At 43.9% G+C, this 14303-nt stretch carries 9 protein-coding genes; 5 read left to right on the top strand and 4 right to left on the bottom strand.

Annotated elements, in window-relative coordinates; translation table 11 throughout:
• Nucleotides 1-273 precede the first annotated feature (273 nt).
• Complete coding sequence (locus tag J4N37_RS23535) at nucleotides 274-1272, bottom strand: OmpA family protein (protein ID WP_252042547.1); 999 nt, start codon at nucleotides 1270-1272, stop codon at nucleotides 274-276.
• A 453-nt stretch (nucleotides 1273-1725) separates the two neighbouring features.
• On the opposite strand from J4N37_RS23535, the gene aroG reads away from it, so the two are divergent.
• The 3 genes from aroG to J4N37_RS23550 all read left to right on the top strand — a co-directional run bounded on the left by aroG (nucleotide 1726) and on the right by J4N37_RS23550 (nucleotide 5902).
• Nucleotides 1726-2778, top strand: coding sequence for a 3-deoxy-7-phosphoheptulonate synthase AroG (aroG, locus tag J4N37_RS23540; protein ID WP_045394517.1), 1053 nt, complete (start codon nucleotides 1726-1728; stop codon nucleotides 2776-2778).
• A 187-nt stretch (nucleotides 2779-2965) separates the two neighbouring features.
• On the top strand, nucleotides 2966-4144 hold the full coding sequence (locus tag J4N37_RS23545; protein ID WP_252042548.1) for an MFS transporter: 1179 nt from the start codon (nucleotides 2966-2968) through the stop codon (nucleotides 4142-4144).
• A gap of 195 nt (nucleotides 4145-4339) precedes the next feature.
• The gene (locus tag J4N37_RS23550; protein WP_171357765.1) at nucleotides 4340-5902 is read left to right on the top strand and encodes a methyl-accepting chemotaxis protein; all 1563 of its coding nucleotides are present in this window, start codon (nucleotides 4340-4342) and stop codon (nucleotides 5900-5902) included.
• A gap of 121 nt (nucleotides 5903-6023) precedes the next feature.
• Here J4N37_RS23550 and tkt read toward each other — a convergent pair whose 3' ends face one another.
• Together tkt and tal are read right to left on the bottom strand one after the other, a co-directional pair.
• The gene (tkt, locus tag J4N37_RS23555; RefSeq protein ID WP_252042549.1) at nucleotides 6024-8015 is read right to left on the bottom strand and encodes a transketolase; all 1992 of its coding nucleotides are present in this window, start codon (nucleotides 8013-8015) and stop codon (nucleotides 6024-6026) included.
• A gap of 125 nt (nucleotides 8016-8140) precedes the next feature.
• Nucleotides 8141-9091 (bottom strand): transaldolase, encoded by a 951-nt coding sequence (gene tal / locus J4N37_RS23560; protein WP_005425862.1) that lies wholly within the window; start codon nucleotides 9089-9091, stop codon nucleotides 8141-8143.
• A 465-nt stretch (nucleotides 9092-9556) separates the two neighbouring features.
• Here tal and J4N37_RS23565 point away from each other — a divergent pair, with 465 nt between their 5' ends.
• Together J4N37_RS23565 and J4N37_RS23570 are read left to right on the top strand one after the other, a co-directional pair.
• Nucleotides 9557-10558 carry a sugar-binding transcriptional regulator gene (locus J4N37_RS23565; protein WP_005435602.1) on the top strand — a complete coding sequence of 334 codons (1002 nt, stop codon included), beginning with the start codon at nucleotides 9557-9559 and terminating at the stop codon, nucleotides 10556-10558.
• A 126-nt stretch (nucleotides 10559-10684) separates the two neighbouring features.
• Nucleotides 10685-11980 (top strand): glycoside hydrolase family 18 protein, encoded by a 1296-nt coding sequence (locus tag J4N37_RS23570; protein WP_252042550.1) that lies wholly within the window; start codon nucleotides 10685-10687, stop codon nucleotides 11978-11980.
• Nucleotides 11981-12009: 29 nt separating this feature from the next.
• Here the strand turns inward: J4N37_RS23570 and J4N37_RS23575 are convergent, their stop codons facing one another.
• The gene (locus J4N37_RS23575; RefSeq protein ID WP_252042552.1) at nucleotides 12010-14301 is read right to left on the bottom strand and encodes a bifunctional diguanylate cyclase/phosphodiesterase; all 2292 of its coding nucleotides are present in this window, start codon (nucleotides 14299-14301) and stop codon (nucleotides 12010-12012) included.
• Nucleotides 14302-14303 lie beyond the last annotated feature (2 nt).

A 14303-nucleotide genomic window follows, 5' to 3' on the forward strand; every position in this document is an offset into this window, starting at 1 on the left:
TTTATGGAATCCACACCGTTTTGAAACTGCTTACCTAAGCTTATTCGCTAGCTATTGGTAACCTTTGAAGTGTTCTCTGGTTGGCTATGGGAGTATCAGGTTATGCATTGCTGTTTACGAAGAAGAGCTTGAAGCAAGAGTGTGTGAGAGCGAACAACTATATTGTGTTAAGCCATATGCTAGTTCGGGAGGTTCGAGTGGTAAATACAAATAGGAGGTAAACAAAAAGGGATGCTGAAGCACCCCTTTGACTAGGAATTAGAGCACAAACTCTTATTCTGGTTGTACAAGTTCTTCATATTGGAACTCAGGAACGAGTACTTCAACACGACGGTTCTTCTCTCGACCTTCATGTGTGCTGTTGTCGGCAACAGGGTTTTCTTCGCCCAAACCTTTAACTGTAAAGCGGTCTGCGTCAATACCTGCTGCGATTAGGTAATCAGCAACAGATTGAGCACGACGTTCAGACAGTTCTTGGTTGTAAACAGCTGAACCAGAGCTATCTGTGTAACCAGTGATTTCAACTTGAGCTTGAGGGTACTCATTCAAGAAGTTTACGAAGTTGTCTAGACGTTCAGATACTGAATCGGTTAGTTTAGCACTGTCGAATTCAAACGTACCTGTACCGTACTCTTCTTTGTGCATCTTTGTCATCATAACAGCTTCTTCGACAACAGTTTCTTCTACCACTTCCTCTACGATAATAGGAGCTGCGATAGGAGCTGCTCCGAATTTGTAGTTGAATCCTATACCGAAGAAGTTTGCATCCATATCATCGATGATATCGTCAGACATATCTTGATATCGTTGATATTCAGCCCTTAAGCTGAAGTTATAGTTCAACGTGTACTCAACACCTAATGAGCCAGTTGGTACGAAGTCTTTACCATTGTCATACATCATGTATGCAGCACCTACTTTAGCGAATAGTTGCCAAGAGTCATTGAGAGGCAAGTTAAACTTAGGTGCTAGTGTAAGAGCCCAAAGGTCGTCATCTATCACTCCGCTGTATCCCGCAGGCACTTTAAAATTACTATCAAAGTTGCCTAGGTAATCAGCGCCAAATTCAGCATCAATATAATCATTAAAGCTGTAGCCGATGTGTAAACCTGCAGCGAACGATTCTTCGTCACATGGGCTGCTTGCATAACATGAGTCATCTAAGGTACCAAGTCCAATCTTGCCGCCAATATACGGTTCAGCGTTAACTGAGCCGATAAGGGCACCACCACTTGCTACCACTGCTGCTATTGCAATTGCTACTTTATTCATAGTATTTCCTTGTATTGATTGCATATTAACTCTTACTTTCCTGACAAATCAGAGCGATTATTGGTCATAGGATATTAGTTTAATATTTACGCCATTTAACATTGCGCTACATAATCTTATATCCTGATACATCTTTTTTCCTATAAACCGCGACAAACTTCTGATATTTCTTACATTGTAGACGCTTTTTTGTACTTGATTAAAAAGTAGGAACAATCTGATGAGAGGGTGTAAGTAATAATTTACACTGTGTTTTAAAGTTAACGATCTTCCATGAATTGCATTTTATATAAAAAAGTGTTTGCAACTATTCTCCTGAGCCGATAAGTTAACTGTATCGATAAGATAAAATGAGCCCACAGCCTTTGTGTTTGCTTGCATTCTGAGCAGGTATGCCCTGAGCAAAATTGAAAGAAATTGTGGGACAGGGATAGCAACTAGGAAGTAGAAGTAATGTTTCAAACTGATGATGTAAGAATTAATAGAGTAAAAGAGTTATTGCCACCTGTAGCAGTATTAGAGAAGTTTCCGGCAACTGAAACAGCTTCCACAACAACATTTGAATGCCGCAATGCGATTCATAATATCCTTGAAGGAAAAGATGACCGTCTTCTGGTGATTGTTGGCCCGTGTTCAATTCATGATCCAGACGCAGCGGTGGAATACGGAAAAAAACTCAAAATACTTCGAGATGAACTCGGTGAGCAACTTGAAGTCGTAATGCGTGTTTACTTTGAGAAGCCGCGTACCACTGTAGGTTGGAAAGGACTAATCAACGACCCGTATTTAAATGATACTTACAAGCTGAATGATGGTCTTCGTATTGGTCGTAAGTTACTACTTGATCTAACAGATATGGGGCTTCCAACAGCAAGTGAATTCCTAGATATGATCACGCCACAGTATGTCGCTGACCTTATTAGTTGGGGGGCTATCGGTGCACGTACGACTGAATCTCAGGTACACCGTGAGCTAGCGTCAGGCTTGTCTTGCCCAGTTGGCTTCAAAAACGGTACTGATGGCAACATCAAGATCGCGAGTGATGCAATCCGTTCAGCAAGCGCATCTCACCACTTCTTATCTGTTACTAAGTATGGTCACTCTGCGATTGTCGAAACGGCTGGTAACCCTGACTGTCATATTATTCTGCGTGGTGGTAAAGAGCCGAACTACAGTGCATCTCATGTAGCGCAAATCAAAGATGAGCTAGACGCTGCAGGTCTACCGAAGAAAGTGATGATCGACTTTAGCCACGCGAACAGCTCTAAGCAGTTCAAGCGTCAAATGCTGGTTTCTGATGACGTATCGGAGCAGATTACTGGTGGCGAAGAGGCTATTTTCGGTGTGATGATTGAATCTCACCTGATTGAAGGTCGCCAAGATTTGGTTGATGGAAAAACTGCAACATACGGTCAATCCATTACTGATGCATGTATCGGCTGGGAAGATACAGAAACAGTTCTACGTCAGCTATCCGATGCAGTAAAAGCACGTCGCGCCAAGTAAACGTAAGCGTTTCAAATCCTTGAAAAGCCAGCACTCAGCTGGCTTTGTTAGTGCTCGAAGTCGTTTTATTGCATTGATAGCCGAAATGACTCGATTACAAAGGCCAATCTGTTGCACATATCCGATGTGTTTTAATCTCAAATCCGTTATGGTGTCTGAATAGATTAAAATAAACTCAAGGATTGAGATGAATAAAAACGTCTGGCTACTCTCACTTTGCCAAGCTTTATTAATGACTGGGAACATACTTCTTATTTCCGTCATTGCTCTTATCGGCAAACAAATCGCGCCTTCTCCAAGTATGATCACGCTCCCTGTCGCATTTCAGTTTTTAGGATTGATGTCTGCGACTATTCCTGCTTCTTTAATTATGGGCAAACTTGGCCGCCGTTTAGGTTTCAGTTTGGGTAACGTTATTGGCATCCTTGGCGCATCATTGGCAACGTATGCTTTGTCGTTAGAGAACTTCACCTTGTTTTGTACTTCTACTTTTTTATTGGGAGTTGGGATTGGCTTCGGTACACTCTATCGATTTGCAGCGATTGAAGTTTGTGATGAATCTGCTAGACACCGCGCCATTTCTATTTCAATGGCGGGCGGGGTATTAGCGGCAGTATTAGGACCAAACCTTGCAGTCTACTCACAAAAGTGGTCAGGTGATGGACTCTATATTAGTGCTTTTGCGGTACTTATTGTTTTGTACATCACGGCATTAGTATTACTGCAAACGATACGATTTCCGCCGGCGCATGCTCAAAATGTCCATGCAAAGCCCGACACTCTCAAAGAAATAATCTATCGCCCTAACTTTATGATTGCGGTCTTAGCAGCGATGGTTGCTTATGCCGTAATGAATATACTAATGACGGCAACACCGCTAGCAATGATTGGCTGTGGCTTTGATTTTACAAGAGCTGCCGGGGTTATTGAATGGCATGTATTGGGGATGTTTGTTCCCGCTTTCTTTACCGGCAGCTTGATTGAGAAGTTTGGTGCAAAGAAGATGATATTGGCTGGCGGTGTACTTTTTATTGCTTGTATTGCGATTAATATGCATGGGCTTTCTATTTGGCATTTCAGTGCGGCGTTGATCTTACTTGGGGTTGGATGGAATTTTATGTTCATTGCAGCAACCAGCTTGTTTAGTCAGAGCTATAAAGCAAAGAATAAGAGTAAAGCACAGGCGCTCAACGAGTTTTTCGTGTTCAGTTGCGTCACCATTACCGCACTTTTATCTGGTTGGTTAGAGTCCACTGTGGGATGGCAGAAATTGAACTTACATGTATTGCCCTTTGTTTTACTGGTGATGGCAATATTCTTAGCGAAGGAAAGAAGCACAGCCCAACAAGAGACGATTAACGAATAGTGCTTCTTGTTGAGTAAGTCATATTTTTGTTATTTGGCTCACCTGCTTATCTTTGGCGAAAGATTGTAATAAAAACAACCAATTTTGAGTAAAAAGTGTCGTTTGGTTAAGACTTTTTATCTAATATTTTGTAATAAGTTTGATATTTGTGTATATATCTCGCCACAAAAATAGAAATTTCAAAGAAAATTATATATGTCAGCCACTCTTTCCAATAAAGCTCAAGAAACCCTCGTAGGAGATTCTGACGAACTGGTTTCCACTACGGATCTCAAAGGCGTTATCACTTACTGTAACGACGCGTTTTGCAGAATTGCTGAATACAATCACGACGAATTGCTTGGACAAAACCACAATATCGTTCGTCACGGAGATATGCCAAAAGCTGCATTTGGTGATATGTGGGCGCGCCTAAAACAAGGCAAAGCGTGGCGAGGAATTGTAAAAAACAGTACCAAATCAGGTGGTTACTACTGGGTTGATGCTTACGTAACTCCAATTTATGAAGGCCACCAAGTAGTGGGCTATCAATCGGTTCGTGTTAAGCCCAAGCGAGAGTGGGTAGATATTGCTTCTAAAGCGTACCAAGGGCTGTTAAAAGCAGAGAAATCTGGTCGAGCGTGGGCATTGAAGTTAAATGACACCTTGCGCTATGCGATTCTTCTTGGGGCGTTAGCAGCACCCGTAACGAGCTTTGCTCTGTCATTAGAAGGACCACTAGCTTGGCTTGCTACATTGCTTCCTGCTAGTGTTTTGGCTGTACTATTTCGCCAAGAGCTTATCGATACACCTCAGCAGTTTAAAAAGCTGCAAGCTCAATACGATAGTGTTAGTCGCCTAGTGTATTCCGGTAATCATCAATTCTCGATTGCGGACTTTCACATCAAGATGCTTTCAGCTCGAATCCGTACCGTTCTAGGGCGTATGACCGATTCCGCTCTACCATTGCAAAGTTGTGCGGAAGAGCTTAACAGTACCACAGCAGAAGTATCAGCGGCGTTAACTCAGCAGAACAAAGACATAAGGCAAGTTCGAGACGCGACAGAGTCGATGGAAGCTTCTGCAAACTCGGTGTCATCCAGCACGAACGATGCGCATCTATTGATAGATGATACGTTGCAGTCATGCCTGATGGCGAAAGAGACCATCGACCAAACCCATACCAACTTAGCCCAACTTAGCTTACAGGCTGAGAAAGCGACCGAAACGACATATCAATTGAGCGATCAAGCACAAAAGGTAAGTCAATTAATGGAAGAGATTGGGGGGATAGCCGATCAAACTAACCTGTTAGCGCTTAATGCTGCAATCGAAGCAGCGCGAGCGGGTGAACAAGGTCGTGGCTTCGCTGTTGTTGCTGATGAAGTAAGAGCGCTTTCTGGGCGTACTTCAAATGCGACTGAGCAAATTAAAGCATCCATCGACACCATGTTGACAACGATTCATGGCTGGCAGAAAGATATTATTGCTAACAAAGAACAAACTGACACATGCTCAAATGTCGCTGAGCAAAGCGCATTGCGTTTATCTGAGGTAGAGCAAATGATGCAAACCATGAGTGGCTTGATGGTTAATGTCGCGGACTCTGCCAATAAACAGTTGCAGTTATCTAGTGACGTGAATCAGCACATTCATTCTATTGCCTCGACAGCGGAGCAGAATCTAGCGGCGACGCACTCTGTAGAGCAAAACAGTCAGCAGTTGAAAGAGCAAGTTCAAGACTTCTATCGACTTGCGAATCAGTTTGAAGAGAAGTGATTCGGGCTAGAACTAGATCGTTGAATCATTGTTGAAAATGGATAGATAAAATAAAGCCCCGCCTAAGCGGGGCTTTGCAGTTTTCAATTTCGCAATAGAGAAAACTGATAATACTAAGCGGTTAAGCTAGAACTTCTTTTGCTGTATTCACTACATTTTCTACAGTGAAACCAAACATTTCGAACAATTGGTCTGCTGGCGCAGATTCACCGAATGTTGTCATACCGACGATGCGACCTTCGAAGCCAACGTACTTGTACCAGAAGTCTGCAATACCTGCTTCTACAGCAACACGTGCAGTCACGTCTGAAGGCAGCACAGATTCACGGTAAGCCGCGTCTTGCTTGTCGAAAGTATCAGTAGCTGGCATTGAAACCACGCGTACTTTCTTACCTTCAGCGGTTAGTTGTTCTGCCGCTTTCACAGCTAGCTCAACTTCTGAACCAGTCGCGATTAGGATTAGCTCAGGCTTACCATCGCTGTCTTTCAGGATGTAACCACCTTTTGCGATGTCTGCAACTTGTTCAGCAGTACGCTCTTGTTGTGCTAGGTTTTGACGAGAGAAGATAAGTGCTGATGGACCATCTTTACGTTCAATTGCTAGTTTCCAAGCTACCGCAGACTCAACTTGGTCACATGGACGCCATGTGCTCATGTTTGGAGTCAGGCGTAGAGACGCGATTTGCTCAACTGGTTGGTGAGTTGGACCATCTTCGCCAAGACCGATAGAGTCGTGCGTGTAAACTTGGATGTTCTGAACTTTCATCAGAGCAGCCATACGCATTGCATTACGTGCGTATTCCATGAACATTAGGAATGTCGCGCCGTAAGGAACGAAACCACCGTGTAGTGCGATACCGTTCATGATTGCAGTCATACCGAATTCACGTACACCGTAGTGGATGTAGTTACCAGAGAAGTCGTTCGCTTCTAGAGATTTAGAACCAGACCACATAGTAAGGTTAGAAGGCGCTAGGTCAGCAGAGCCGCCCATGAATTCTGGAAGCATTTGACCAAACGCTTCTAGTGCGTTTTGAGATGCTTTACGTGATGCGATGTTCGCTGGGTTTGCTTGAAGGTCAGCAATGATTTGGTTTGCTTTCTCTTCCCACTGTGCAGGTAGGTCACCGTTTACGCGGCGTTTGAATTCAGCTGCCAGCTCAGGGTGCGCTGCTTCATAAGCTGCAAATTTCTCGTCCCACGCAGCTTCCTTAGCTGCGCCTGCTTCTTTCGCTGACCATTCTGCGTAGACTTCCTGCGGAATTTCAAAAGGACCGTGCTCCCAACCTAGTTCTTTACGTGTTGCTGCAATTTCTTCAGCACCTAGTGGCGCACCGTGACAGTCGTGTGAACCAGATTTGTTTGGAGAACCAAAACCGATGATAGTTTTAGTACAGATAAGCGTAGGGCGTGGATCTGCTTTTGCCGCTTCGATTGCTGCGTTGATTGCTTCTGCATCGTGACCATCTACAGCAGGGATTACGTGCCAGCCGTACGATTCAAAACGCTTAGGTGTATCGTCAGAGAACCAACCTTCAACGTGACCGTCGATAGAGATGCCGTTGTCATCCCAGAATGCGATCAGTTTACCAAGGCCTAGTGTACCAGCAAGAGAACATGCCTCGTGCGAGATACCTTCCATCAGACAGCCGTCACCCATGAACACGTAAGTGAAGTGGTCAACGATGTCGTGGCCTTCTTTGTTGAACTGAGCCGCTAGTGCTTTCTCAGCCATTGCCATACCAACAGCATTAGTGATGCCTTGACCTAGAGGGCCTGTTGTTGTCTCGATACCAGGTGCGTAACCGTACTCTGGGTGACCAGGAGTCTTAGAGTGAAGCTGACGGAAGTTCTTCAGATCGTCGATAGATAGCTCGTAGCCTGCAAGGTGCAGTAGAGAGTAGATGAGCATAGAGCCGTGGCCGTTAGACAGTACGAAACGGTCGCGATCAGCCCACTCTGGGTTTGATGGGTTGTGGTTTAGGTGAGAGCGCCAAAGAACTTCAGCGATGTCAGCCATACCCATAGGTGCACCTGGGTGACCAGAGTTAGCTTGTTGAACACCGTCCATGCTTAGTGCACGGATTGCATTAGCTAGATATTTACGATCCATAGTAGTTACTTCTCGATATTTGATTTAAATAGAGGGAACTCGTCGGAACAAGTTCAAATAGAATTTTCTGAATAAAGCGCTGATGCTAAAAGCGAGTAGGCTGGCTACTCGCTTTTGGTAAGCAATTAAAGCTTAGCTGCGATCATGTCTTCTAGTTTGCCTTGGTCTACCGCGAAGTTACGGATACCTTCAGCTACTTTCTCAACAGCCATTGCGTCTAGGTTGTGCTCCCATAGGAACTCAGCGTGAGACATTGGAGCTGGACGCTCTTTAGAACCTTTAGAATCAACCAGTTTCTCTACAACTTCGCCTTCAGCAGCTTCTAGCTCAGCAAGAAGAGCAGGAGCGATAGTTAGACGGTCACAGCCAGCAAGTTCTAGGATCTCGCCGATGTTACGGAAGCTTGCGCCCATAACAACAGTGTTGTAACCGTAGTCTTTGTAGTAGTTGTAGATGTCTGTTACTGAGATTACACCTGGATCTTCTGAAGCTTCAAAGTCACGACCTTCTTTCGCTTTGTACCAGTCCATGATGCGGCCAACGAATGGCGAGATTAGGAATACGCCTGCTTCAGCACATGCACGAGCTTGCGCGAAAGAGAATAGAAGCGTTAGGTTACAGTTGATGCCTTCTTTCTCTAGGATCTCTGCAGCGCGGATACCTTCCCAAGTAGAAGCCAGTTTGATTAGGATGCGGTCGTTAGTGATGCCTGCGTCGTTGTACATTTTTACAAGCTGGCGAGCTTTAGCAACGCTGCCTTCTGTGTCGTAAGAAAGACGAGCATCTACTTCTGTAGAGATACGGCCAGGGATAGTTTTTAGGATCTCTTTACCGATGTTTACTGCAAGCATGTCACAAGTGTCTTGTACTTGTTGTGCTTTGTCGTTGCTTTGTGCTTTTGCGTATTCGATAGAAGCGTCGATTAGAGGTGCGTACTCTTCGATTTGAGCCGCTTTTAGGATAAGAGATGGGTTCGTTGTTGCATCTTCAGGTTGGTACTTTTTGATTGCGTCAATTTCACCAGTGTCCGCTACTACAGTTGTTAGTTTACGAAGTTGCTCTAACTTGTTGCTCATAATCGATCATCCTATATAAATGGGCTTAAGTGTGGTTTTCAATACCACAGCTTGTGCATTTGCAAGCGTGTCGGCTAATCGTCTCATCATATTTAACGAGACATCTGCTCAGCCAACTACGGAAAATTTCGGTACCGAACATTTGCTATGAACATTTGATCGGTAGCTGAGTAAATGATGAATCCATATTTATCCTATCCATGCTGAAAGTCAATCGCCGAAACCGACTTTAAGTGAAGTTCATCAACGTTTTTTTGCTGTGTGTTCAGAGCATGGCCGAAATAAACGTTTGCCCTTATTGTTCAAGGCTTGAGCAGTGCTGATATTAATAAAATCACGCAGTGAGAAAATGTCATTGCAGTGAGCAAATGTCGCAGTAAAATTGGAGGGTAACATATGCTAAGTCAATGAGCGGATGCTCACCAATGCATATAATGTCGATCCTCTAAAAGGGCGAGAAAAACCATGAGCAGTTCTAACCAAGATATTTCTATTGAAAGCACAGACTTACTAACGGAAATTTCCGTTGCTTATTATCAAGATGGTGCAACACAGGAAGAGATATCCAGAAAATTTTCCATTTCTCGTGCCAAAGTAGGGCGAATGCTCAAGCAGGCACGTGATGAAGGGATTGTTGAAATCACAGTAAAGTACCATCCAGTGTTCAGCGCCAAGATCGAGCAACGCTTGATTGACCGCTTTGGTGTGAAACGTGCGCTGGTGGCATTGGATCAGCCCAATGAAGAAGCGCAGCGCCTTCAAGTGTCAGGTTTGGTCTCTAACTATCTCACTAGCACGCTCAAGAACGGCATGGTAGTAACGGTTGGGCAAGGGCGTAACGTATCTTCCGTGGCTCACCACATTGGTGTTATTACGCCGCGTGATTGTAAGTTTGTGTGTGGTATCGGCGGGATCCACCCACGTGGCGGTATGTTTAACGCCGACCACATTTGCCGACAGTTTGCTAAGAAATATGGCGGAACCTCCGAAACCCTTTATGCACCAGCTTACGCTGAAAACCGAGAGCAGAAAATTGCCTTCATGCAAAATGCTACGGTTAAACAAACGCTCGATCTTGCACGTAAAGCAGATGTAGCCCTTGTCGGTATAGGCGATATGAGTGAAAACAGCTATATGGTCGACCTTGGATGGTTCACTCCAGATGAAGTGGTGCAATCTCGTTTAATGCAAGGTGTCGTCGGGGATTTTGCTGGCTACGACTTCTTTGATATCCATGGCAACGTCGCAAACACCGTGATGAGTGACCGAGTAATCGGTTTAGGTATCGAAGAGTTTAGACCGATTGCAGAAGTGATTGCGATTGCGGCGGAAAACAGTAAGCCACTCGCACTATTAGGTGCTTTAAGAACTGGGGCGATAGATGTTATTGCAACCAGCGTTAGTAATGCACTGACGGTTCTTAACTTGGATGAGCAGATGCATGGCAACAGCACATCAGAGGTTTAGCACAAATAATATGCAAACTATGTAATCAGGCTGCGAGGATTTATAAATGACTCGCAGCCTGATTTCGTTTCCAAGTTAAAAATAATCCTCAGGAGTAGTTTGTAGTTAATTAATCTGGAGGAAATTATGAAAAAGGCACTTCTCGCAGCTGCACTATTTACGGGGTTAACAGGCATGGCGCAAGCCGAGCAAAAAGTCGTGGCAGGCTATTTTGCTGACTGGCAGTACGCTAACGCAGATAACCCATATACGGTAAAAGACATTCCAGCTAATAACCTGACTCATATTATCTACGCGTTTTTGAGCATGTGTGGTCCTCATACTGGCGCGTCAGAAACCATACAAAAACTGGTCGCAAAACAGTGTGAAGGTAAAGAACCGTATAGCGCGATTCTGGTTGATACCGAGGCGGCACTCGAAAAAGACTTTGGTCCTGTTTCTGTTGATGTGCCATATAAAGGCCACTTCGCTCAACTCGCCGAGCTTAAGAAGCAACACCCTGACCTAAAAATTCTCCCTTCTTTTGGTGGCTGGACCATGTCAGAGCCTTTCCACGCGATGGCTAAAAACCAGCAAGCCATGGATCAGTTCTCTAAAACGGCTGTCGAGTTGATTGCAAAGTACGATTTCTTTGATGGTATAGATTTGGATTGGGAATACCCAGGTGGCGGCGGCTTAACGACTTCGCCTTGGAATCCAGATACCAAGCTTACGGATGAGCAGAAAGCTTTAGAGCGCGACGCTTTCACTTACCTCGTTAAAACCATGCGTGGTGATCTAGATGCTCTAGCGAAACAGACCAAGCGAGAGTATGAGCTTTCAACAGCGGTGGGTGTCGGTCCAAAAGCCGCGGGCATTGACTGGAAAGCTGCCCAGCCTTACTTAACCAATATGTTTGCTATGACGTATGACTTCCTTGGCGGCTGGGGACAACAAACAGGGCACACAACAAACTTGCATGCCACGGACCGCAGTTGGTGGGGCATGGGCGCTGACGTGTTCATTAATCAAATGATTGAGCTGGGTATTCCGAGTGAAAAGTTAGTCATTGGTGCTGCGTTTTATGGTCGTGGTTGGCAAGGAACTAAAGACTTCTCTGGTGACCTACCAACGCAAGACCTAGTTTCTGAACAAGGCGCGCAGTTCGGTACTGGTGAGAATGGCTACTTCATGTTCTGGGACCTTATGAAGAACTACAGCGAAAAACAAGGTTACCAATATAAGTACGATGAACAGTCTCAAGCCCCTTACTTATGGAACCCAGACAAGAAAGTGTTCATCTCATTTGAAGATAAACGTTCTATCAAAGCCAAAGCAGATTGGGCGAAGCAAACTAATCTTGGCGGTATCTTTACGTGGGAGTTATCAGGTGACCCGAAAGGCGAGCTTGTTGAAGTCATGTATCAGGAAATGCAAAACTAGAACAGTGCTTCAAGCCGAGCAGAAGCTGCCTATATGGCGGCTTCTTTTGTTTTTTGGTTTTGCATTACATAGCTCTCTAACTCATCAATTGGTATTGGTTTTGAAAAAAGATACCCTTGATACAAATCGCACCCACATTGGGTTAGTTTTTCTTGCTGTTTTAAGGTTTCGACGCCTTCGGCGAGTACAGTCATACCAAAGTTTTTGCCAATATCGATGATGTTTTTTGCCATGTTGAGGGCTTTCTCATCAGTTTCAATGTTGTCGATGAAGCTTTTGTCAATTTTCAGCTCATCAATTGGCAAGGCTTTAAGCATACTCAAAGAGGAGTAACCTGTACCAAAGTCGTCAAGCGATATTTGGAAACCCATCAGGTGTAATTGCTGACAGATTGGTGAAAACTTATCTAGATCTTCAATAAATAAGTTTTCTGTAATCTCAAGCGTTATAACGTGACTAGATACATTGTGAGCATTAAGTGTTGATACTAGGTGTTCAATAAAGTCTCTTTGTAGAAATTGTTTGACCGATATATTTACCGATATGCGGATTGGCTGCTCTACATTTGCGTATAAGCTGGCGATATCTTCGATGCTTTTTTCTAGAATCAGTCTGCCTAATCTAACCATTAACCCAGAGCTTTCGGCAACTGGGATAAACTCATTTGGTGGTACAAAGCCTAATTCATGGTCAATCCAGCGCACCAACGCTTCTGCTCCATACACTTTACCTTGTTTACACAGTTGCGGTTGGTAAACCATAAAGATATCTCGATGCTCAACCGCAATACGTAGGCGTTGCTCAATTCTCATTTTTCTTAGGTGTTGAGCCTGCATCTCTTCATTAAAAAGGCAGTATGCGTTTCTTTCTTGCTTCGCTTTGTACATGGCAATATCGGAAGAAAGCAACAAAGCGTCTAAATCTTTTCCGTGCTCAGGATAGTGAGAAACCCCGATGCTGCAACTCAACAAGAATTGGTTGTCTGTAATAGCATAAGGTTGCGATAAAGCCATAATTAGTTCGCGAGCAAATTGCTGCAATTGCTCTTCATCTATCGCTTTGGTCAAAATAATGAACTCATCACTGGCCTCTCGAACGATCAGGTGTCTGTGAGAGTCAAAATGTTTGAGTCGTCTGGCTATTTGCTTCAAAACAAGATCGCCAAACTCATGGCCATGCGTATCGTTGACTGATTTGAAGTTATCCATATCAACAAACAAGAGAGCAAATGGCTCGGCTTTGCCGTCTGTCCATTTGTGAATATTATCCCTTAAGTATTCTCTATTAGGCAGGGCTGTTAATGTGTCGTGAGTCGCCTGAAAATAGAGTTGTTGTCTAGTCGCCAATTCATTGCTCGCAATGGACTTAACCAGTGCATAGAAACTCGCTTGAATAAAGATGAAAACCAAGAAATATAGCGAAAATTGTTCTAGAAATGTGCTTTGAATATAACTCAGGCTAGTGGACGAAATTGCCCATAAAGAGTAGTCGGGTAGATATTTTAGTGTGATTAGCTTGTCTACTTTTGGATCGGAGCTAACGATATTGTATGTCTTATTTGATGTTCTAACTTGCTCCGGGGTTAAGCCTAGCTCCTTTTCGAATAAAGATTTTAGAATTTTTTGGTTCGAGGTCGTTACTGGTTGTTGATAGTTTCTGTAAGAAGCTCCTGCTGAAGAAGTAAACATGAGGTAGCCGTCCTCACGTATTAGGCTCACTTGATTATGTTGATGGGCATGAACATCACTTCGAAAAACCAGTGTGGAGTTCATTTTCAATCCTGCCGTCATGACGGCAAGTGTATTACCTCTGCTATCTCGAATGGCTTTTCTTATTGGAATAACCAAAGAGTCCAGCGCTGGCATAAAGTAGGTTCTGCCAAGGATCATTCTATCGGAGCCTAAAGCTTCAATGAATGTATCTCTTGTTACAGGATCTTGCTTAAGGTTATGTAGTTTGGATAAGTTTAAGTTTGAACTAACCGCAAGAAAGTCACCATTAGGGTTTGCCAGACCGAACCCTGCAATTACAGGGTGAATATTCAATAGGTTGTCTAAAATTGGGCGAATTTGCAGTGCCGCTGTGCGAGTAAAATCATTTTGGCTAACAAGCTGGTACCCAACAACTTCAAGTAATGATTCCTGCCCTTTTAAAAGCGATTCAACAGAGTTGGAAAAAAGTTCAAGCTGGAGCAGTTGCTTGTCTTTGTACTTGTTTAGATTTGATTCGTAATGATAATGGCCAAATAGAAGGAATAATCCGATACTGGCTGCTAGCAGTATTAGGTAAAGAGTCCAAATATTTTTCTTAATTCCAGCCATAC

The sequence above is a fragment of the Vibrio sp. SCSIO 43153 genome (assembly GCF_023716625.1).
In the GTDB taxonomy this organism is placed as follows: domain Bacteria; phylum Pseudomonadota; class Gammaproteobacteria; order Enterobacterales; family Vibrionaceae; genus Vibrio; species Vibrio rotiferianus.

What these genes read in the sequence shown, in the direction of transcription:
- J4N37_RS23535 (WP_252042547.1), bottom strand. Translation starts at nt 1,272, where the DNA reads ATGAATAAAGTAGCAATTGCAATAGCAGCAGTGGTAGCAAGTGGTGGT.
- J4N37_RS23575 (WP_252042552.1), bottom strand. Translation starts at nt 14,301, where the DNA reads ATGGCTGGAATTAAGAAAAATATTTGGACTCTTTACCTAATACTGCTA.
- J4N37_RS23550 (WP_171357765.1), top strand. Translation starts at nt 4,340, where the DNA reads ATGTCAGCCACTCTTTCCAATAAAGCTCAAGAAACCCTCGTAGGAGAT.
- aroG (WP_045394517.1), top strand. Translation starts at nt 1,726, where the DNA reads ATGTTTCAAACTGATGATGTAAGAATTAATAGAGTAAAAGAGTTATTG.
- J4N37_RS23565 (WP_005435602.1), top strand. Translation starts at nt 9,557, where the DNA reads ATGAGCAGTTCTAACCAAGATATTTCTATTGAAAGCACAGACTTACTA.
- tal (WP_005425862.1), bottom strand. Translation starts at nt 9,091, where the DNA reads ATGAGCAACAAGTTAGAGCAACTTCGTAAACTAACAACTGTAGTAGCG.
- J4N37_RS23545 (WP_252042548.1), top strand. Translation starts at nt 2,966, where the DNA reads ATGAATAAAAACGTCTGGCTACTCTCACTTTGCCAAGCTTTATTAATG.
- J4N37_RS23570 (WP_252042550.1), top strand. Translation starts at nt 10,685, where the DNA reads ATGAAAAAGGCACTTCTCGCAGCTGCACTATTTACGGGGTTAACAGGC.
- tkt (WP_252042549.1), bottom strand. Translation starts at nt 8,015, where the DNA reads ATGGATCGTAAATATCTAGCTAATGCAATCCGTGCACTAAGCATGGAC.